Here is a 17,984-nt window from a genome sequence, read left to right as displayed (position 1 = left end):
CCCTCAGGTCCTTCCACCGTCGAGCTCGGCGGCAGCACGCCGATAGGTATCCTCAAGTTCCTGCACCTGCGGCCGCGCGGCGCGCAGCGGCTCACTTGGCGGCGCCAGGTGTTCGGCACGGCGCTTCAGGGCACGCAGGATCAGCAGCAACCCCAGGCCCGCCAGCAGGAGTGCGGCCAGGACGATGGGCAGGCTGCGCAGGGCCAGGTCACCAGCCAATTGCCGAATGGTCGCCTGCGCGGCCAGGGCATCCATCCGGACAACAACACTGCCTATCGTCTCGCCCAGGTCATTCGAGAGGCCGGTTTCCACAGTCCAGCGCGCGTCACCCTCCGGCGAGCGCCCCACCTGCTCGGGCTGGCTGCTGTAGAGCACCTCGCCATGCGCGGTGACCACATCGATCCGCTTCAGGTAGCGCACGGCCACGGCCTCCCTCTGCAGAAGGGCCGGCAGGGTCGTCTGCTCCTCCAATTCAATACCGAAGGACTGGCTGCTGCGAATGGCGGTGGCGATCTGGTCACCCACGGTCTGCATGCGCTGCGAAAGCGTGCCCAGAAAGGAAGAGCGCACGGCTTCATAGCTCATGTAGGCCCCCAGCCCCAGACTGAAGGCGATGATGAGCATGAAGAAGGGAAGGATACGATGGATCATGAAGAGCGATGCCGCCTCTGTGCCCCCGAAACCGCTCTGGTGAACAGGACAGGATTCAACACACCTACCCTACGGTAGAGTCCGCTGGCCAAGGCGGCAAGCCTGCTCGCGATCGTCATCAGGAAGCCTCCCGGCCCTCGGCAGGACTGATCGATGAGGCATAGCGGCGGATCAGCCAGACCAGTTGCTCGAACACACGGGTTGTCTCGAAAAGCTGTTCACGGCGTTCCTGCTCCATGCCTGCCTCTTCGCGCAGCATGCGGCGCCTGATGCTCTCCATGGTTTCCGAATGATCTCCCGTCATGCTGCGCAGGAGCGTGCGATCCAGCTCGTCCCCATCCACACCAAGATCACGCAGGCTTTCCAGCAGCATATGCAAAACCTCGACCAGGGTATCGACCAGGCCGACCCCTTGTTCCCGTTCCTGCCTGACGAGGTCTTCCAGCACGGCCTGTTCATAGCGCTCCGGATCGACCATCTTGTCCAGGGCGTGCAGGAAATTTTCGAGCGCCTCGCATAGTGCCACCAACAGCACATTGCGATTTTGAAGAGTCATTGCGCTTTCCAGGACATGGCCACTGACACGCCGTTCCAGCAATTCCGACTGGAAGTTCTCCAGCTCCGTACAGAGGCTGCGCGTGGCGTCCAGTATGCGTTGCCCTTGCTCCGGTCGAGGGGCCTTCTCTCCTTCAACGGGCAACAAGCCGGGGAACCGCGCCAGAATATCCTGCTGCTCGCGCTCGATGAGATCGAGCGCGGATTCGGGGTCATCCAGGGCCTGCTGGTAGATATAGCGAGGTTTTGCCAATTCCTCATGGGGCGCCACGGGCGAGACCAGGGCGCAGAGGCGCTCCAGGGGATGCTGAAGCAACGAACCCAACAGGGCACTGGAGACCTGTATGATGAGGAAGATCAGGGCCAGCTGCATCCCGAGCTCGGGAGTCACCCGTTCCACAGCCGCCCGCAGGAGGGGCACGTCCGTATAGAGTTCCAGGTAGAAGAGCGCCAGAATGAAGATGGCACCCAGGAACTTGTAGAGGACCTGGGAAAGCGCCAGCTGGCGCGCCGTGCCTTCAAGATTGTAGGCCGTCAGCCCGGCACCGATGCCGGAGCCAAGCCCCGCCCCCAGGACCAGCAGCACCGACTGGTCGAAAGTCAGGATACCCAAGGAGACCATGGAGACGGCGATGATCGTGACCGTCGCCGAGGATTGCAGCACCAGCGCAAACAGCAGGCCGGCCAGAAATTCCAGCAGGTCGTGGCGGGCGGTCAGCTGCAGCAGGTCCACCACCCAGTCCATCCCCGTGAGGGGTGCCGCCCCCTCCTTCATCAGCTGAAGGCCGAAGAAGAGCAGGCCGATGCCCAGCAGGGCCCCAGCAACGTGGCGATATTTCAGGGATCGGTCGATGTTGAAGTAATAGGCTAGGCCCACCATACCAAGCAGGAACAGGACCATCACGCGCAGGTCCACAGCCGAGAGAAGCACCAGGCCGGCCGTTCCCACGTTGGACCAGGCCACCAGGGGCATCACGGCCGACACACCGGCCAGGCCGGCCTGGATCATGCTGATGGCGATCAGGGTGACGGCATTGCTGCTCTGGGTCAGGCCGCCGGCCAGAATACCAACGCTGGCAGCGGAAAAGTGACTCTTCGTGGCGATCGTGACCCGACGACGGAAGTTGCGTCCGGTCAGGCGTTTCAGGTTATCGCCGATGAAGTGGATGCCGATGAACAGCAGGCCCAGGCCAGCGAAGAAGGTGGCGAACAGCTCCATGACGTCTCAGAACCCGGCCCGCTGCAGCCATGCAATCGAGTCCGAGAAACGACAAATGCACTGTCTTCCGTCCCTGCCTGCCCGTCCTGGCTGCCTTTCCGGCACTTGCTTCCCCTTTAGGTTATTCCGGCCGCCCTAAGAGGTAGTTCACGAGCACCTGTCCAGGCAAGGTTTTCCTGGAGTTTGCCACGCCTCCTGCAAAGGCGCGGCTTCATTCCTGGCGATGGACGCGCATGGGACCATTGGCCTGGTCGGTGGGCATCATCTGCAGGCGTGTCACGTTGACGTGCGCAGGACGGCTGGCCAGCCAAAGGATGCTCTCCGCCAGGTCGTCGGCCTCCAGTGGCCGCGTGCCCTGATAGACCGCTTCGGCCGTGTCACGGTCGCCCTTGTAGCGTACTTCCGAGAACTCCGTGTGGGTCATACCGGGTTCCAGCACCGTGACCCGGACACCGGTGCCCAGCAAGTCGGCACGCAGGTTGCTGCCCAACTGCCGCACGAAGGATTTCGTCGCACCATAGACATGTCCGCCCGGATAGGGATACTCACCCGCGGTGGAGCCGACCATGATGATGTCGCCCTTCCCCCGGGCCACCATCTTGGGCAGGAAGGCATGAACTGTCGCCATCAGGCCGTGGACGTTGACGTCCACCATGCGCTCCCAGTCCTCGAAGGGGGTGTCCTGGGCGGCACCGCGCCCCAGGGCCAGGCCGGCATTGGCCACCAGGAGATCCAGGTCCGGATGCGCCTCGGCCAGTTCCATCAGGTCACTGCGAGTCTTCTCGCGAGCTCCCAGGTCCAGTTCCACCGGTATCAGCCGTTCGGGATAGCGCTGTGCCAGTGACTCCAGCCGCGCCTTCCGGCGCCCCAGGGCCAGGACCCGGGTGCCTCCCTCGCAAAGCGCCGCCGCAGTCGCCTCGCCGATCCCGGCTGTGGCACCGGTGACAAGGGCTTTCTCAGGCAGGGTGATGGCCGTCATGCTGGAACTCCTCTACCATTATGTGCTGGACGTCTTGGGCCGTTTGCAAATGCGCTGGCCCCTCTATCATGGGCAAGATGACCGAGCAGGTCCATCTCAGGCTGCGCTGGCGAAATCATGGCCGGAGACAGGAGCGCGCATGGAGCCATCCTGCCTAGCCGATGACTAGCGAAATCACGATCAGCAGCAGCATGACCGCCGTCATGAAGCGAAAGTTGCTGCCAAGCGCTAGTCGGTAGGCCGAGACCTCGAAGATGCGCGTCGCCGCAAGGAAGGCAATGGAGCCCAGCGCCGCCATCGCCCCGAAAGCCCAGCCCAAGAGCCCGGCCAGTCCCAGCAGCACGAGATGCAAACTGTCGGGCATGGCAGGTGCAAAAACGGTCAGGAGGATGGTGACCGTCACCACCATGTGAAGTCCCAGGGCTGTCGGCACGGCAATGCCGACCATGGCAATGGCAATCAGGGCGCCGGGTCCGAAATCGCCGGCAACGCGCTCTACCAGGCTGGCAATCTCGGGAACCCCGGTTATGACGCTGGCAAAGACCAGCGCCCCGACGAAGATCGACACCTCGCTGTCAAAGCGTCGCCAGGCATCGAGCGTCACGGAAATCATCTGGGCCCGCGCGCCTGCGCCTCGGATCCAGCCCAGAAGCAGCCCCATGGGGGGCACCAGCAGGATCGTCGCCTCGGGTGGCGAGAAACCGAAACTGAAAACCAGGGTCAGGTTGGCCGCGATCAGCAAGAGGACGGGCAAAAGCACCCGCCCAAGGGCCTGCCAGAACTGTGGCGAGAGACGCCGAGGGAAACGGCAAATTCCCAGAACGTGCGGAACAGCCGCCAGGGTCAGGGCGAGCAGGAAGCCACTGCCGATGAGCAGGCCGAAAGACAGGCGTTCACCCAGGGCCGTCGTGATAACGCCCATCGCCACGGTGAATGGTGAAAACAGCACCGCCAGTCCCATGCCCCTGAGTGCCCAACTCGCCGTCTCCTCGCGCACCTGCGGTTCTTTCTGACGGGCAATCAGCGGCGCAACGACGCTGACCGTTCCCACCGCGAGCGGCACCGAGAAGACCAGCCCCAGGAACTGAACGGCGCCACGCCGAGACGCCGGGCGGAAAGCAACGAAGGCATCCTGGACTTCCCGAAGCCGCGGGGCGGACTGGACAAAACTGCGCAAGCCGTAAAGGCAGGCCAGGAAGGAGGCAAAGATGGCCGCGCGCGCGAGGCCATCCAGCACGGCGATCCAATCATCGCGCAGATAGGCCAGAATCACCCCGCTTCCCCCCAGAAACAGGGCGATCCAGCGCACAAAATCTTTGTGCCTGAGAATGGCGCCCACGGTGATCACCAAAGCCAGAAGACCGGCAATGCGGCCCGGCAGAACCATGTTTGAAAGCGAAGTCCAGGCTGCGAGAAGCAACAGCAAAACAACAAGGCCCGGTAACAGTCTGGACCAGGCAAGCCTTCCTGCAACCGGCTTCATGTGTCTTCCTTGTTATTGTTATGAGTGGCCTGCCCAAGCCACTGGCAAAAGGCCTCAGTGCCGGTGGGTAACCTCGTCGCGCGCGTCCATGTAGATTTCCGAGACGATGCGCCAGTTGCCGTCATACGCGCGGTGCAGCACCTTCAGGGAGTGATTCCGTCGGGTCGGCAGGGTGCCGCCCTGCACGGTCTTCTGTCCGGCGATTTCCATATAGGTCTTGACCAGGACCACGTTCTCGCTGACCTGCCGGACATCGACCTCGGGTGCGCCCTTCATCTCGCCGTCCGAGAAATTGGAATCGGCAAAGAGTTCGCGCAGATAATCGACGATGGTATCGCGGCCCTTCAGCGTCCGGCCGAAGGCATTGGTCCAGTCGGCATCCTCGCTGTAGACTTCCTTGAAGAGCTCGGCATCGCGTCGCCGGAAACCTTCCAGCAGCTTGCCCAGAGTTTCCTCGATGGCCTTTTCATCGGAATCCATGATCCATGCCCCCTCGCTCATGCTTCCTTCACTATAATATCTGCCAGCCTGGCCGGTCAGTGTGCGAAAACCTGGCTCATGTCGCGGAAGGACTTGAATTCCAGGGCATTTCCGCTGGGGTCCTTGAAAAACATGGTCGCCTGTTCGCCCACTTCCCCGGGAAAGCGCACATAGGGCTCGATCACGAAATCGATACCGGCGGCCTTCAGCTGCTCGGCCAGTTCATGCCAAATTTCCCAATCCAGGATGGCGCCGAAGTGTCGAACAGGAACCGCCTTGCCATCCACCTCGCTGGCGCTGACGGCTTTTGTTTCCTCGGGGCGCAAGTGCGCCGTGATCTGGTGACCATAGAAGTTGAAATCGATCCAGCGATCGGATTCCCGCCCCACCGAACAGCCCAACACATCGACGTAAAAGCTGCGGGTCTGCTCCAGGTCGGCAACGGGAAATGCAAGATGGAAGGGCGGTAGCGCCGTCATGCAAAAACCTCTTGTCTCTTCATGGAAACAACCAACCGGCCATTTCCCAGTGAATTCCTGTGGGTCACCTTTCCCCGAATGACCGGCTCGGTCAAGCCTTCCAGCCATTTCGCAGACACTGCAAACAGCGGATAGCCTGCGGGCGCCCCAACGGGCTATTCTGGCCTGAAGTCAACAGACGGCACTATGAAGCCCTGAGGGCCTTCACTGCGAAAATGGGATAGAAACATGCAGAGCCCACAACTATCGCTGAACAAGACTCCGAGCGACCAGGATGGCGTCGAGACCCGCTTGGTGGAAAGCCTCTGTGCCGAATTGGAATCGGCGGAGGGCACGCCCGTGCCGCTTCAGGACCTGGCCCGCATCGCTGAGCTCAGTCCCTGGTCAACGCACCGCCTCTTCAAGCGGGTTACCGGCGTCACACCCCGCGACTATGCCCAGGCGCTTCGCGAGGGACGCCTGCGCAGCGAGCTGCGGCGCACCGGCAACGTCACGCGCGCCCTCTATGAAGCGGGTTACGGATCTTCCAGCCGTCTCTACGAAAGCGCCGACAACGCGCTCGGCATGACACCGGCAACCTACGCCCGCGGGGGCCGCGGTGCCCGAATCGTCTATGGGCTCGCGCCCTCCGACCTGGGGCAGCTGCTCCTGGCCGCCACGGAGCACGGGCTTTGCTTTATCGCCCTGGGCGCCGATTCGCAGAGCCTCGAACAGGAACTGCGCGCAGAGTTTCACGGCGCCGACGAACTACGCCGCGACCAGGCTGCCGTCGAGGAGCCGCTTGCGGAGGTACTGGCCTACCTGGAGGGGCAGATGCCTCATTTCGAGCTGCCGCTCGATATCCGGGCCACGGCTTTCCAACGGCGGGTCTGGAACGAGCTGGTGGCCATTCCCTACGGCGAGACCCGCAGTTACGCCGAGATAGCCGAACGCCTGGGCCTGCCCAAGGCCCAGCGGGCCGTTGGTCGCGCCTGCGGCAGCAATCCCGTCTCGCTTGTCATCCCCTGCCATCGTGTCCTGCGCAGCGACGGCGGACTGGGTGGCTACCGCTGGGGCGTTGCGCGCAAGCGCCGCCTGCTGCGCCAGGAGGCAGGTGCCGACTGACCGGGGCCTTGCGCGGTTGTCGTTGCCCGAACGGCGCGGCTGGCCTACCTTCCCGGCATGAGAAGAGGGGACACGCAGACCGGCAAGATCGAGCTGTCAGGGGAGCAGCTCACCTATCGCCTGCGCACCTCGCCCCGGGCCCGCCGAATCACTCTGCGCCTGGCCGCGCGCGACGGCAGTCTGCAGGTCACCGCACCCCCAAGTGTCAGCCCCCGGCAGGTCCAGGCCTTCCTGAAGAGCCAGAGCGGCTGGATCGCACAACGCCGCGCCACGCTGCCCGCGCCGGTGCCCTTCGCCGCCGGCCAGGAACTGCCCATCCTGGGTGAGTTGCATGCCATACGACACTGCCCGCACGCCCGTCGAGGGGTCTGGCTGGAACCGGGGATCCTGAATGTCTCTGGGCATCGTGACCACCTGCCCCGACGAATCGAGGACTTCTTGAGGACACACGCCCGCCAGCAGTTGATCCAGGAGGCGCGCCAGCGCAGCCATCAACTTCCATCCGAAGCGCGGCCTCTGGGCCGCATCACGGTTCGCGACACCACCAGCCGCTGGGGAAGCTGTTCATCCAGTGGTAATCTCAGTTTCTCCTGGCGCCTGGTCTTTGCCCCCAGGGAGGTCTTCGACTATGTCGTGGTGCACGAACTGGTCCACTTGGTCCATCTCGATCATTCCCGCGCCTACTGGCGCCTGGTAAAGGACATGAAAAGCGATTTCGAATCCGCCCGCGCCTGGTTGCGGCGTGAGGGAAAAAGCCTGCTGCGCTATGGAGCTTCTGCATGAGCGAAGAGGCGCCCGAAAGCCGAATGCCCCCGGTCGTACCGGACAGTCCCGACCTGCTCTCGGGCATGACCGTGACCGGCGGACGCGTGCGCCTGCGCACCCTGATCTTCATCCGCTGGGTGGCGGTGTTGGGCCAGACCCTGGCCCTGTTGGTGGTCCAGGCCGGCCTGGGCTTCGACGTCCCTCTGGTCCCGGCCGCGCTCATCATCGGTGCGCTGGCCTTCATGAACCTGCTGACCGCCGTGCGCCACCGGGGCACGGTCTGGTTGGGCGACGGGGTGGCTTCGCTCTACCTGATCGGCGACCTGATCCAACTGACCGCCCTGCTGGCCATCACAGGCGGGCTGCAGAACCCCTTCACCATCCTGATCCTGGCACCGGTCGTGGTCTCGGCCGCCACCCTGTCCCGGCGCAGCACCATCAAGCTGGCAGTGGTCGCCATACTGGGCATCATGCTTCTGGGCATCTGGTACCTGCCCCTGCCATGGCCCTATCCAGAGTTCTACCTGCCCTCGCTCTACGTCGCGGGAATCCTGATCGCCATGATCCTGGCGGTGGTCTTCATCGCCGCCTATGTCTCCTCACTGGCCCTGGAAGCCCGTCGCATGGCCGATGCCCTGGGCGCCTCACAGCTGGCGCTTGCCCGAGAACAGCGCCTTTCCTCGCTCGGAGCCCTGGCTGCCGCCGCCGCCCACGAGCTGGGCAGTCCGCTGGCCACCATCGCCGTGGTCGCCAAGGAACTGGAACGCGAGTTGCCGAGCGGCAGTGAATCCGACCACTTGCGCGAAGATGTCTCGCTGCTGCGTCTGGAGAGCGAACGCTGCCGGCGAATTCTCAGCGAACTTGCTAGTCGGCCCGACGAGGACAAGGACACACCCTATCATCTCCTTCCCTTGACCGGCCTGATCGAGGCCGCTGCAGCTCCTTTCCTGCGTGACGACATCGACTTTCGGATTCACGCCGAGCCGGCCGTTGATCCGGATTACAGCCCGGAACAGCAACCCTTCCTGCCGCGGGACCCCGGCTTGATGCACGGCCTGGGCACGCTGCTGCAGAACGCATTGCAGTTCGCGCGTCAGCAGGTCACGGTCACGCTGGACTGGGACGATTCGGAAATCCGCATTCATATCGAGGACGACGGACCTGGCTTCGACGAAGCCGTGCTGGGCGACCTGGGAGATCCCTATGTCTCGACCAGTGGACGTGACGAACGGGCCGACGAGGACCATATGGGATTGGGTATCTTCATCGCCCGCACACTGCTCTCCCGCCTGGGGGCGAGAGTCTCCTTCACCAATCGCTCCGAAGGTGGCGCACAGGTTGCCATTACCTGGCCGCGTTCCATTATATAGGGTCAGCAGAGGACTCAAGAGATGTCATCCGAACAGACCAACCAGAACCTTTCCCATGCCTCCGACAAGCGCCTGCTGATCGTCGATGACGACGAACGCTTCTGCAGGCGCTTGGCACGAGCCATGGAACAGCGCGGCTTTGCCGTGGAGACAGCCGCCAGCGTCGAAGAAGGCGTGGAGGCAGCCCGTGCGCGTCCGCCGGCCTATGCCGTGGTGGACCTGCGACTGGGCGACGGCAGCGGCCTGGACGTGGTGGAAACCCTGCGGGCCGCGCGCGGGGATACGCGCATCATCGTATTGACCGGCTATGGCAACATCGCGACCGCTGTGGCCGCGGTCAAGGCGGGGGCCACCGACTACCTTCCCAAACCGGCCGATGCCGACCAGATCGAATCCGCCCTGCTGGCCCGGGAAGGCAGCCTGCCGCCGCCACCCGAGCAGCCCATGTCGGCCGACCGCGTGCGTTGGGAGCATATCCAGCGGGTTTATGAACAGTGTGATCGCAACGTTTCGGAAACCGCCCGGCGCCTGCGCATGCACCGCCGCACCCTGCAGCGCATCCTGGCCAAGTACGCACCGCGCAGCTGACACGTTTCAGGTCTTGCGATTCCTGTCGTCTTCAGGCTGATCCGACTCTGCTTCAGGCTTACTCGACTCTGGACGCTCTGATCCACTGTCATGCGACGGATCGGTCTCTTCGGTCGTCTCCACGGGGCGGTCCGAAGTCGATTTCTCTGCGCTATCCGCCAGGGTCTCTTCGGCCACATCCGGATCGGCAGCCCCGTCCAGGTCCGGATCGTCCAGATCCCTTCCTTCAGACGTCGAGTCCTCATCGGCGCCTGCTTCGTCATCGCCGGAATACTCACTGCGCGGATCCAACTCATAAACCACGGCGCTGGTCTGCGGCTCCACGTAGACGAAGTTCTCGCGTTCGTCGGCCGGCACAGGGGCCTTCATGCGCATTCGGTAGAAAGCGAAGGCAGCCAGTATCAGCGTGAAGGTCCCGGCCGTCAGGAACAGGCCACCCGGTCCGATCAGCGACATGACATAGGATCCCGTAAAGGGTCCGATCACGGCACCCGCAGCGAAGGTCAACAGCAGGCTGCTGGAGGTTTCCACGGAGTCGGCCGATTCAACATGATCATTGGTATGCGCTATGCAGAGGGCATAGAGCGACAGGGCCATGGCCCCGAAGACGGACCCGAAGATCATCAGCCAGAGCGGAAACTGCCCGAACAGCCAAAGCCCGATGCTGCCGAATGTCGTTCCAAGACAGGCAATGACCATCACCCAGCGCCGATCTATGATGTCGGACAGCCGGCCCAACGGCCACTGGGCAACTGCGCCCGAAATCACTGCCAGCGCCATGAAATTGGCAACCGTGGCCGTGTCACGGCCCAGCGCACTGACATAGGCCGGCGCAACACTCCAGAAGATGCCGTTGGCGGCGCCGATCAGGAAGGCGCCCACTATGCCCACCGGCGAAAGCCGATAGAGACGCAACAGGCGCAGGTTGACGGAGGAAGGCGGCGTGGGCGCCACTGTCCGTGTCAGGGCCACCGGGACGACCGACAAAGCCATCACGATGGTGATCAGGGCGAACAGCCGGTAGTTGAGCGGCGAATCCAGATTCAGCAGGAACTGGCCCGCCGTCACGGCCGCCAGATTGACCATGACATAGATGGACAGGACACGTCCCCGCGTTTCATTGGACGACCCTTGGTTCAGCCAGCTCTCGATAGCGGTGTAGAGGCCGGCCAGGCAAAGACCCGCAATGACGCGCAAGGTCATCCAGATCCATGGCGTTGGAAACAGGGTGTGCAACAAGGGAATGGACGCCACCACGGCGGCAAGTGCCGCAAAGGTGCGGATATGACCAGCCCGCCGGATCAGGAACGGCCCCAGGACACACCCCAGGCCGAAGCCCAGAAAATACAACGACCCCATGGAGCCGATCATCACATCGGTAAAGCTCTCGTACTGGGCGCGCACAGGCAGGAGAGTGCCCAACAGGCCGTTGCCGAGGAACAGCAGGGCAACGGAAAGCAGAAGCGCAAAAAGCGGGAGGAGAGCGCTGACCATGAAAGCGACCGGAAAAGAGTAAAGCTGGAGGAAAGCCTGACCGAAGCAGCCAAGACGGGTCAAGAATAACCGACTCTAGGGGCAATAGTATCGCATAACCGACCGGCGCCCTGCTTTTTGCGCTGCACAATAGAAAAGCAGGTTATTGGGGGAACACCAGATTCAGGGCATCTGGCAACACACAAACCTCGCAGGGCAGCGCGGCAAGGATATCGCCATCCCCCTGCACGGGATCTTCCTCGGGACCAAGCACCTGGATGCGCCGCGCGTCCAGATACCTGACATCGGGCAGCCGCGGCAGCAGCCCCAGCACAAGGGCCACCGCGTACTTCATGGCGTGCAGCCGGCCGCTGTGTGTGAACAGGCAGATCTGAAGGCTCGGTGCCTCCAGCAGCGCCTCCGGGGCGACCACGAAGCGCCCTCCGTAGTAGTGCGCATTGGCTATGATGGCCGAGCAGGCATGATGCTCCCGACCGTCGACATAAAGCCGGAAGCCGGGAAAGCGATAAACGAAGAGCTGCCGGCATGTTTCCGCCACATAGGCCAGCTTGCCCACCCGGCGTTTCAGGGGCAGACTGAGGCCGGCCACCACATGGGCGTCGAAGCCAACGCCGGCCATTAACAGGAAATGCCGGCCGTTGGCCCGACCCACGGTCACCGTTCGAGCCTGACCGCCGCGGATGCACTCCGCAGTCGCCTGCCTGCCCCGCAACATCCCGAGTTCGCGCGCCAGCACGTTCGCCGTGCCCAGGGGCAGCAGCGCAAGGGGCAGGGTGCGTCCGCCGACTGCGTTCGAAAGTAGACCATTGGCCACTTCGTTGACCGTTCCGTCCCCTCCGGCAGCCACCACCCGGTCGCAGACATCCGGAGTGAGCTGGCGAGCGATTTCCTCGCCATGCCCGGCATGGCGTGTGGGCAGCTCCAGGACCTCGCAGCCGTCCAGCTTCAGCTGCTCGAGGATGCCCGCGTAAGTCCTGCGCTTCCGCAACCCGGCGGCCGGATTGTAGATCACCGCCAGGCGCAACGGCCCAGGCCGGGTTTTCAGGTAGTTCGTGGTTTCGGACTGGATACCTAAGAACATTTTCCCAAGTAATAATTATTTATGATTATTACACTTCAATGAAGCTATTGTGTATTTTCAAATACACAATAGCTTTCTACTTAACAGACTCCAAGACATTTTGCTATGGCTTCAGAGAAATCAGATTTCCCTTCCGATCACAAGTCTTGACTGGAGCTGATGGTCATGACGGATGAAACGACTGCTCTGCGGTATCGAACGATCTTCATCTCCGACATCCACCTCGGCACGCGCGGCTGCAAAGCGGATCATCTGCTCGATTTCCTGCGGCATACCGAAGCCGAAACCATCTATCTGGTCGGCGACATCTTCGACGGCTGGCGCCTGCGCCGTTCCTGGTACTGGCCGCAGGCTCACAATGATGTGGTTCAGAAACTCCTGCGCAAGGCGCGAAAGGGAACCCGCCTGATCTATGTGCCGGGCAATCACGACGAAGTGTTGCGCGACTACACCGGCCAGCACTTCGGCGGCGTCGAGGTCCGCCACGACACCATCCATGAGACTGCTGACGGACGTCGTCTCCTGGTGATGCACGGCGATGCCTTCGATGGCATCGTCTCCTACGCGCGATGGATCGCGCTCTTGGGGGATTGGGCCTATGGCGTCGTGCTGGCCGCCAACACCTGGTTCAACCTGCTGCGCCGACGGCTGGGCTTCGGCTACTGGTCGCTTTCGGCCTATGTGAAGCACCGGGTGAAGAACGCTGTGCAGTACATCGCCCATTTCGAGGAGGCCGTGGCCGAGGAGGCGCGCCGGCGCAAGGTGGACGGCATCGTCTGTGGCCATATCCACCAGGCCGAGATGCGCACCATCGGCGGGGTGCTCTACCTCAATGACGGGGACTGGGTGGAAAGCTGTACCGCACTGGTGGAACACTTCGACGGCGAACTCGAGATCCTGCACTGGGCCGCGCTGCGCAACCTGGCGATGCTTCCCCAGGTCGCTCCGTCTGCTGCCGATGCCGAAAAGAAACAGATGGGAGCGGCGGCCTGATGCGCATTCTCATCATCACCGATGCCTGGGCACCGCAGGTCAACGGCGTGGTCCGCACCTTCACGCGCATATGCGAGGAACTGCACAGGCGCGGTCATCTGGTCGAGGTGATTTCGCCCGAAGGCTTCCGCAGCCTGCCCTGTCCCGGTTATCCGGAGATTCCCCTGGTTGTGCGGCCGGGCCGACAACTGGTCCGCCGGATCGAGGCTTTCGCGCCGGAGGCGATTCATATCGCCACCGAAGGCCCCCTGGGGTTCGCCGCCCGCCGCTACTGCGTGCAGCGCGGCCTGCCGTTTACCAGCAGCTACGCCACCCGCTTTCCCGAATACCTCTCGGCCCGCCTGCCGGTGCCGCTGTCCTGGGGCTATGCCCTCATGCGGCATTTCCATAGGCCGTCTCGCGCGGTCATGGTGTCCACAAACAGCATTCGGCAGGAGCTGAACGCCCGCGGCTTCGCCAATATTGCGGAATGGACGCGCGGCGTGGATACGGAGTTCTTCCACCCCGAGGTTGCCCAGGCCCGGCCCAGCCCCTTCGAGGGCCTGCCACGGCCCATCTATCTCTATGTGGGACGCGTGGCCGTGGAGAAGAACATCGAGGCCTTCCTGGAGTTGGAGCTGCAGGAAGGCACGAAGGTGGTGGTGGGCGACGGCCCCAGCTTTCCGGCCTGCAGACGCGCTATCCCCAAGTCCGTTTTACCGGCGCGCAAAAGGATGAAGACCTGGCCCGACACTATGCCGCGGCCGATGTCTTCGTCTTCCCCAGCCGGACCGACACCTTCGGCCTGGTCATGCTGGAGGCGCTCGCCAGCGGCCTGCCGGTGGCCGCCTTTCCCGTGCCCGGCCCGCTGGACGTGATCGAGGGCTCCGGGGCGGGAGTACTCAGCGAGGACCTGGGCTTCGCCATCCGTCATGCGCTGGCCATACCGCCCGCCCGCTGCCGGACACACGCACTGAAATACTCCTGGACCACCTGTGCCGAGCTGTTCCTACGCAACCTCGCGCCCCTCGAACCGACCGCCGCCAAGGCCCAAGGCCCGGACCTGGGTTTTAGCGGCGCGGCCTGAGACACAAGGCTGTTCCCGCCGGACTGCTTCTCCTGGTCATACAAGTTTCATCTCTTCTTAATCGCGGTTTCGCGGCGCTGTCATTTGCTTGAATTAGACGTCTATACGTTTTTTACACCCACTGACCCTTCGGGGGACACACAGCATGCTGCAGATTCGCAATCTCACGAAGAGATACGCCGGGACACTGGCCCTGGACGATCTCTCACTGACGATCCCCCACGGCAGCATGATTGCTGTCATCGGACGCTCCGGCGCCGGCAAATCGACCCTGCTGCGTCTGCTCAACCGATTGATCGAACCGTCCGCCGGAACGATTGCCTTCGACGATCAAGAGATCACCCGGCTGTCGGGTGCCGCCCTGCGGCGCTGGCGCGCGCAGGCGGCCATGATCTTCCAGGGCTACAACCTGTCCCCGCGCCTGGACGTGCTGACCAACGTCCTGATCGGCGCCAGCACCGAAATTCCCCAGGCCCGCCGCCTGCTGCGCATCTACACTCGCGAGGAACGCCTGCGGGCCGCCTCCATTCTCGATGATCTCGACATGGTCGAGAAGGCGCTGGAGCGTGCCGAGCGACTGTCCGGCGGCCAGCAGCAGCGCGTGGCCATCGCCCGCGCCCTCATGCAATCCCCACGCATCATCCTGGCTGACGAACCGGTCGCCTCGCTGGACCCGCAGAACACGCGCGTGGTCATGGATACCCTGAAGTGGATCAACCGGGAACGCGGCATAACGGTGCTCTGCAACCTGCACAGCCTCGAACTCGCCAGAAGCTATGCCGACCATGTGGTGGCACTGAAGGATGGACGTCTGGAGTTCGAGGGCAACGTGGCGGAACTGACGGGCGAGAGTCTCTCCACGGTCTACGGCGGCACGCCCGAGACCGAGGAGAAGAAGGTCCTCGAGGTGGCCTGAAGCACCTCGGAAATGCAACTGGCCAACTATTGAGCAGGAGAAAGTCTGATGATGAAGAAAGCGCTCCTTGCGGGCACAGCCACGATCATTCTCGCGAGCCCCGTCCTTGCCGAGGACTGGCGCGACAGCCGGGACGAGATCAGTTTCGGTGTCATCCCCGTGGAAACCCAGACCGAGACCACCGACACCATGGACGAGTTCGCAGCCTATGCCGAGGACAAGCTGGGCGTTCCGGTGGAGATCTTCACGGCGTCCGACTATGTCGGCGTGAACAACGCCCTGGTGGCCGAACAGATCGACATGGCCTGGACCAGCCCCTCGGCCTACTCCGGGTCCTGGCTCGACTGCGACGGTTGCCTGAAGCCCCTGGTCACCGCCACCGACAAGGACGGGAACCTTGGCTACAACTCCGTGCTGATCGTCCAGGCCGACAGCCCCTATCAGTCCTATGAGGACCTGGAGGGCAAGACCGTCGCCCGCACGGACCCCAACTCCCAGTCCGGCTACCTGGTCCCCACAGTGCAGTTCCACCAGATGGACAAGCCGATCGACGAATACTTCAACTCACCGGTTTCGGGTGGCCATACCCAGTCTGTCCTGGGCGTTCTGGATGGTACCTACGATGCCGCCTTCACCTGGACCACCGAGGATGATGGCTACGGCCAGCTGCGCACCATGATGGACAAGGGCATGCTGGACCGCGAAGACATCCGCGTGATCTGGACCTCCGACCTCGTTCCCCCGCCGCCCGTAGTCGCCCACCAGAACATGCCCACAGACATGGAAGAGGACGTGAAAAACCTCTTCCTCACACTGCACGAAGAGAACATGGAGCTCGCCGAATCCGTCGCCAAGGGCAAAACCCAGGGCTTCGTGGAAGTCGATCATTCGGTTTACGAACCGACCATCCAGATGCGCAAGACCATGCGCGAACTCAGAACCAGCAACTAAGCCCACTTCTGAGACCCCGCCGGCGGGCCCGAGAGGCTTCGCCGGCGGGGCCACTTTGCGCAAGAGCAGGGCCGCATGACGAGCACCCCCTTCGACAGCTTCAGCCACGAATGGCGGAAACGCCGAGCGGCCAATCTCCGGCAGGGCAGCCTGGGCGGGCTGCTTCTCCTGGTGGCCCTCGCCTTCTCCCTCTACGTCGGCCAGTTCGATCTCTGGCGGCTGATCACCGGTCTTCCCAGGATCACGGAGTTCCTGGGTGGCATGGTGCCGGAACTGCACTGGGCAACTCTCGACAGCGACCTTGCGGAGTGGTTCTGGGGGCTGGAAAAGTGGCTCGCGCTGCTGTGGACCACCCTGATGATGGCGCTGTTCGGCACGGCGGCCGGCACTGCCCTGGGCAGCGCCCTCAGCTTCCTGGCCGCGCGCAACCTCGGCGCCGCACCCCTGACCGTCTTCCTGGTGCGCCGCGTCATGGAAATCGCGCGCAGCGTTCCAGACCTTGTCTGGGCCCTGCTGTTCCTCTTTGCCTTCGGACTGGGGCCACTGCCCGGCGTCCTGGCCATCGGACTGCACACCCTGGGCGCACAAGGCAAACTCTTCGCCGAGGTCAATGAGAATATCGACATGGCGCCGCTGGAGGGGATCCGAGCCTCGGGGGGCACCTGGCTCGACGAGATTCGCCTGGGCGTCCTGCCCCAGGTGCTGCCCAACTTCACCTCCTACTCCCTCTGGCGCTTCGAACTCAACGTGCGCACCGCCACGGTTATGGGTTTCGTGGGCGCGGGAGGCATTGGCATGGAGCTCTACCAGGCCATCAGCCTCAACTACTTCTCTGATGCCGGCGCCATCCTGATCCTGGTCTTCCTCACTGTCGCGTTGATCGACATGTTCAGCGAGTGGGCCCGTCTGAAGCTCGCCGGCATTTCGTCCGATCACGCCTGAACAGGAAGCGACCGATGGCATTCAACGAGCAAAACAAGGCTTCTGCCGAGCAGGAGACGAGAAGCCAGGACCTGCTGAACCTCGTCTCGCCCCCGCGCGCCGACAGGCTACGCCGGCTCGCATTCTGGCTAGTAGCGGCCGCCCTGCTCGGTTACTCCGCCTGGGCCTCTGGCGTCATCAGCTTGAAGCTCTTCACCGGTCTGCCGAAACTTGGTGATGCCTTTCTCATGATGCTGGTTCCCTCGGGCTTTCAGCACCTTCCGGAATTTCTCTGGGCGCTGATGGAAACCGTTGCCATGGCCTTCCTGGGCACACTGCTTGCCGGATTAATGGCCATTCCCCTGGCTCTCCTCTGCGCGCGCACGACCTTTCCCATCCGCATCCTGCAGTTCGGCTTCCGCCGCTTCTCGGACTCCCTGCGCAGCCTGGATTACCTGATCTGGGCACTGATTTTCGTGCGGGCGATCGGTCTGGGTCCCTTCGCCGGCATCCTTGCCATCGCCGTGGTGGATCTGGGCACCTTGGCCAAGCTCTACTCGGAAGCTATCGACAACGCGTCCCGCAAGCCTTCCGAAGGCGTGCAGGCGGCCGGCGGAACCTGGCTCGACAGCATCCGCCTGGGCATTCTTCCTCAAGTCTTGCCCAACATACTTTCGGCCACGCTCTACATGTGGGAGTCCAACACCCGTTCGGCGACCATCCTGGGCATCGTGGGGGCCGGCGGAATCGGCTACCAGCTGGCTGATCGCCTGCGCGTCTACGAATTCGGTCAGGCCAGCCTGATGATCATCCTGATCATCATTGCCGTCGCCTCGATCGACAGCCTCTCCGGGTTTCTCAGGCGCCGCCTGATCGGTCGTCAGTAGAC

General features: G+C 63.1%; 18 protein-coding genes and 1 pseudogene. 11 read left to right on the top strand and 8 right to left on the bottom strand.

Annotation, left to right across the window (positions count from 1 at the left end):
- Positions 1–3: 3 nt before the first annotated feature.
- From BP38_RS0105480 to BP38_RS0105455, 6 genes are all read right to left on the bottom strand, one after another.
- A complete protein-coding gene (locus tag BP38_RS0105480; protein WP_026986911.1) occupies positions 4–651 on the bottom strand; it encodes a hypothetical protein in 648 nt (215 codons plus the stop codon).
- Between the two features lie 118 nt (positions 652–769).
- Positions 770–2,425, bottom strand: a complete 1,656-nt coding sequence (locus tag BP38_RS0105475) for a Na/Pi cotransporter family protein (protein ID WP_026986910.1) — start codon at positions 2,423–2,425, stop codon at positions 770–772.
- A 211-nt stretch (positions 2,426–2,636) separates the two neighbouring features.
- Positions 2,637–3,404, bottom strand: a complete 768-nt coding sequence (locus BP38_RS0105470) for an SDR family NAD(P)-dependent oxidoreductase (protein WP_035723658.1) — start codon at positions 3,402–3,404, stop codon at positions 2,637–2,639.
- 154 nt (positions 3,405–3,558) lie between these two features.
- Positions 3,559–4,791 (bottom strand): hypothetical protein, encoded by a 1,233-nt coding sequence (locus tag BP38_RS0105465; protein WP_155992213.1) that lies wholly within the window; start codon positions 4,789–4,791, stop codon positions 3,559–3,561.
- Positions 4,792–4,941: 150 nt separating this feature from the next.
- Entirely contained in the window at positions 4,942–5,388 is a 447-nt protein-coding gene (locus tag BP38_RS0105460) for a YybH family protein (protein ID WP_026986907.1), read from the bottom strand.
- A gap of 35 nt (positions 5,389–5,423) precedes the next feature.
- Positions 5,424–5,846: a VOC family protein gene (locus tag BP38_RS0105455; RefSeq protein WP_026986906.1), complete on the bottom strand. Its 423-nt coding sequence runs from the start codon at positions 5,844–5,846 to the stop codon at positions 5,424–5,426.
- A gap of 228 nt (positions 5,847–6,074) precedes the next feature.
- On the opposite strand from BP38_RS0105455, the gene BP38_RS19205 reads away from it, so the two are divergent.
- Genes BP38_RS19205 through BP38_RS0105435 form a run of 4 tightly spaced genes read left to right on the top strand, consistent with a single transcriptional unit; the run spans position 6,075 to position 9,673 of the window.
- Positions 6,075–6,950 carry a methylated-DNA--[protein]-cysteine S-methyltransferase gene (locus tag BP38_RS19205; RefSeq protein WP_051609003.1) on the top strand — a complete coding sequence of 292 codons (876 nt, stop codon included), beginning with the start codon at positions 6,075–6,077 and terminating at the stop codon, positions 6,948–6,950.
- A gap of 57 nt (positions 6,951–7,007) precedes the next feature.
- Entirely contained in the window at positions 7,008–7,733 is a 726-nt protein-coding gene (locus BP38_RS0105445) for a M48 family metallopeptidase (RefSeq protein ID WP_051609002.1), read from the top strand.
- The gene (locus BP38_RS0105440) at positions 7,730–9,085 is read left to right on the top strand and encodes an ActS/PrrB/RegB family redox-sensitive histidine kinase (RefSeq protein WP_245602326.1); all 1,356 of its coding nucleotides are present in this window, start codon (positions 7,730–7,732) and stop codon (positions 9,083–9,085) included. The genes BP38_RS0105445 and BP38_RS0105440 overlap by 4 nt, the downstream gene beginning before the upstream one ends.
- Before the next feature lie 21 nt (positions 9,086–9,106).
- Positions 9,107–9,673, top strand: a complete 567-nt coding sequence (locus BP38_RS0105435) for an ActR/PrrA/RegA family redox response regulator transcription factor (protein ID WP_026986903.1) — start codon at positions 9,107–9,109, stop codon at positions 9,671–9,673.
- Positions 9,674–9,679: 6 nt separating this feature from the next.
- Here the strand turns inward: BP38_RS0105435 and BP38_RS19200 are convergent, their stop codons facing one another.
- Together BP38_RS19200 and BP38_RS19195 are read right to left on the bottom strand one after the other, a co-directional pair.
- Positions 9,680–11,167, bottom strand: a complete 1,488-nt coding sequence (locus BP38_RS19200; protein ID WP_155992211.1) for an MFS transporter — start codon at positions 11,165–11,167, stop codon at positions 9,680–9,682.
- 142 nt (positions 11,168–11,309) lie between these two features.
- Complete coding sequence (locus BP38_RS19195) at positions 11,310–12,248, bottom strand: diacylglycerol/lipid kinase family protein (RefSeq protein ID WP_051609000.1); 939 nt, start codon at positions 12,246–12,248, stop codon at positions 11,310–11,312.
- Positions 12,249–12,413: 165 nt separating this feature from the next.
- Between BP38_RS19195 and BP38_RS0105420 the strand changes: the two genes are divergently transcribed.
- The 7 genes and pseudogenes from BP38_RS0105420 to phnE (BP38_RS0105395) all read left to right on the top strand — a co-directional run bounded on the left by BP38_RS0105420 (position 12,414) and on the right by phnE (BP38_RS0105395) (position 17,982).
- Positions 12,414–13,241: a UDP-2,3-diacylglucosamine diphosphatase gene (locus BP38_RS0105420; RefSeq protein ID WP_026986902.1), complete on the top strand. Its 828-nt coding sequence runs from the start codon at positions 12,414–12,416 to the stop codon at positions 13,239–13,241.
- Positions 13,241–13,675: pseudogene (locus BP38_RS23255) on the top strand (glycosyltransferase); the annotation flags it as partial. The gene BP38_RS0105420 and the pseudogene BP38_RS23255, both read left to right, overlap by 1 nt.
- Positions 13,676–13,710: 35 nt before the next feature.
- Complete coding sequence (locus BP38_RS23250) at positions 13,711–14,307, top strand: glycosyltransferase (protein WP_322098941.1); 597 nt, start codon at positions 13,711–13,713, stop codon at positions 14,305–14,307.
- A gap of 145 nt (positions 14,308–14,452) precedes the next feature.
- Positions 14,453–15,223 (top strand): phosphonate ABC transporter ATP-binding protein, encoded by a 771-nt coding sequence (gene phnC / locus BP38_RS19185; RefSeq protein WP_051608999.1) that lies wholly within the window; start codon positions 14,453–14,455, stop codon positions 15,221–15,223.
- A gap of 48 nt (positions 15,224–15,271) precedes the next feature.
- Complete coding sequence (phnD, locus tag BP38_RS19180) at positions 15,272–16,174, top strand: phosphate/phosphite/phosphonate ABC transporter substrate-binding protein (protein ID WP_051608998.1); 903 nt, start codon at positions 15,272–15,274, stop codon at positions 16,172–16,174.
- A gap of 75 nt (positions 16,175–16,249) precedes the next feature.
- A complete protein-coding gene (gene phnE / locus BP38_RS19175) occupies positions 16,250–17,116 on the top strand; it encodes a phosphonate ABC transporter, permease protein PhnE (RefSeq protein ID WP_035723653.1) in 867 nt (288 codons plus the stop codon).
- Between the two features lie 14 nt (positions 17,117–17,130).
- A complete protein-coding gene (phnE, locus tag BP38_RS0105395; RefSeq protein ID WP_035723651.1) occupies positions 17,131–17,982 on the top strand; it encodes a phosphonate ABC transporter, permease protein PhnE in 852 nt (283 codons plus the stop codon).
- The last annotated feature ends 2 nt before the right edge of the window (positions 17,983–17,984 follow it).

Source organism: Fodinicurvata fenggangensis DSM 21160, from assembly GCF_000686045.1.
GTDB classification, from domain to species: Bacteria; Pseudomonadota; Alphaproteobacteria; order Kiloniellales; family DSM-21159; genus Fodinicurvata; species Fodinicurvata fenggangensis.
The sequence above is the reverse complement of the archived record's forward strand: the minus strand, read 5'-3'. Positions and strand labels throughout refer to the sequence as shown.

Coding starts and splice junctions, on each gene's coding strand:
- BP38_RS0105480 (WP_026986911.1), bottom strand. CDS start 651: ATGATCCATCGTATCCTTCCCTTCTTCATGCTCATCATCGCCTTCAGT.
- BP38_RS0105475 (WP_026986910.1), bottom strand. CDS start 2,425: ATGGAGCTGTTCGCCACCTTCTTCGCTGGCCTGGGCCTGCTGTTCATC.
- BP38_RS0105470 (WP_035723658.1), bottom strand. CDS start 3,404: ATGACGGCCATCACCCTGCCTGAGAAAGCCCTTGTCACCGGTGCCACA.
- BP38_RS0105465 (WP_155992213.1), bottom strand. CDS start 4,791: ATGGTTCTGCCGGGCCGCATTGCCGGTCTTCTGGCTTTGGTGATCACC.
- BP38_RS0105460 (WP_026986907.1), bottom strand. CDS start 5,388: ATGAGCGAGGGGGCATGGATCATGGATTCCGATGAAAAGGCCATCGAG.
- BP38_RS0105455 (WP_026986906.1), bottom strand. CDS start 5,846: ATGACGGCGCTACCGCCCTTCCATCTTGCATTTCCCGTTGCCGACCTG.
- BP38_RS19205 (WP_051609003.1), top strand. CDS start 6,075: ATGCAGAGCCCACAACTATCGCTGAACAAGACTCCGAGCGACCAGGAT.
- BP38_RS0105445 (WP_051609002.1), top strand. CDS start 7,008: ATGAGAAGAGGGGACACGCAGACCGGCAAGATCGAGCTGTCAGGGGAG.
- BP38_RS0105440 (WP_245602326.1), top strand. CDS start 7,730: ATGAGCGAAGAGGCGCCCGAAAGCCGAATGCCCCCGGTCGTACCGGAC.
- BP38_RS0105435 (WP_026986903.1), top strand. CDS start 9,107: ATGTCATCCGAACAGACCAACCAGAACCTTTCCCATGCCTCCGACAAG.
- BP38_RS19200 (WP_155992211.1), bottom strand. CDS start 11,167: ATGGTCAGCGCTCTCCTCCCGCTTTTTGCGCTTCTGCTTTCCGTTGCC.
- BP38_RS19195 (WP_051609000.1), bottom strand. CDS start 12,248: ATGTTCTTAGGTATCCAGTCCGAAACCACGAACTACCTGAAAACCCGG.
- BP38_RS0105420 (WP_026986902.1), top strand. CDS start 12,414: ATGACGGATGAAACGACTGCTCTGCGGTATCGAACGATCTTCATCTCC.
- BP38_RS23250 (WP_322098941.1), top strand. CDS start 13,711: ATGGACGCGCGGCGTGGATACGGAGTTCTTCCACCCCGAGGTTGCCCA.
- phnC (WP_051608999.1), top strand. CDS start 14,453: ATGCTGCAGATTCGCAATCTCACGAAGAGATACGCCGGGACACTGGCC.
- phnD (WP_051608998.1), top strand. CDS start 15,272: ATGATGAAGAAAGCGCTCCTTGCGGGCACAGCCACGATCATTCTCGCG.
- phnE (WP_035723653.1), top strand. CDS start 16,250: ATGACGAGCACCCCCTTCGACAGCTTCAGCCACGAATGGCGGAAACGC.
- phnE (WP_035723651.1), top strand. CDS start 17,131: ATGGCATTCAACGAGCAAAACAAGGCTTCTGCCGAGCAGGAGACGAGA.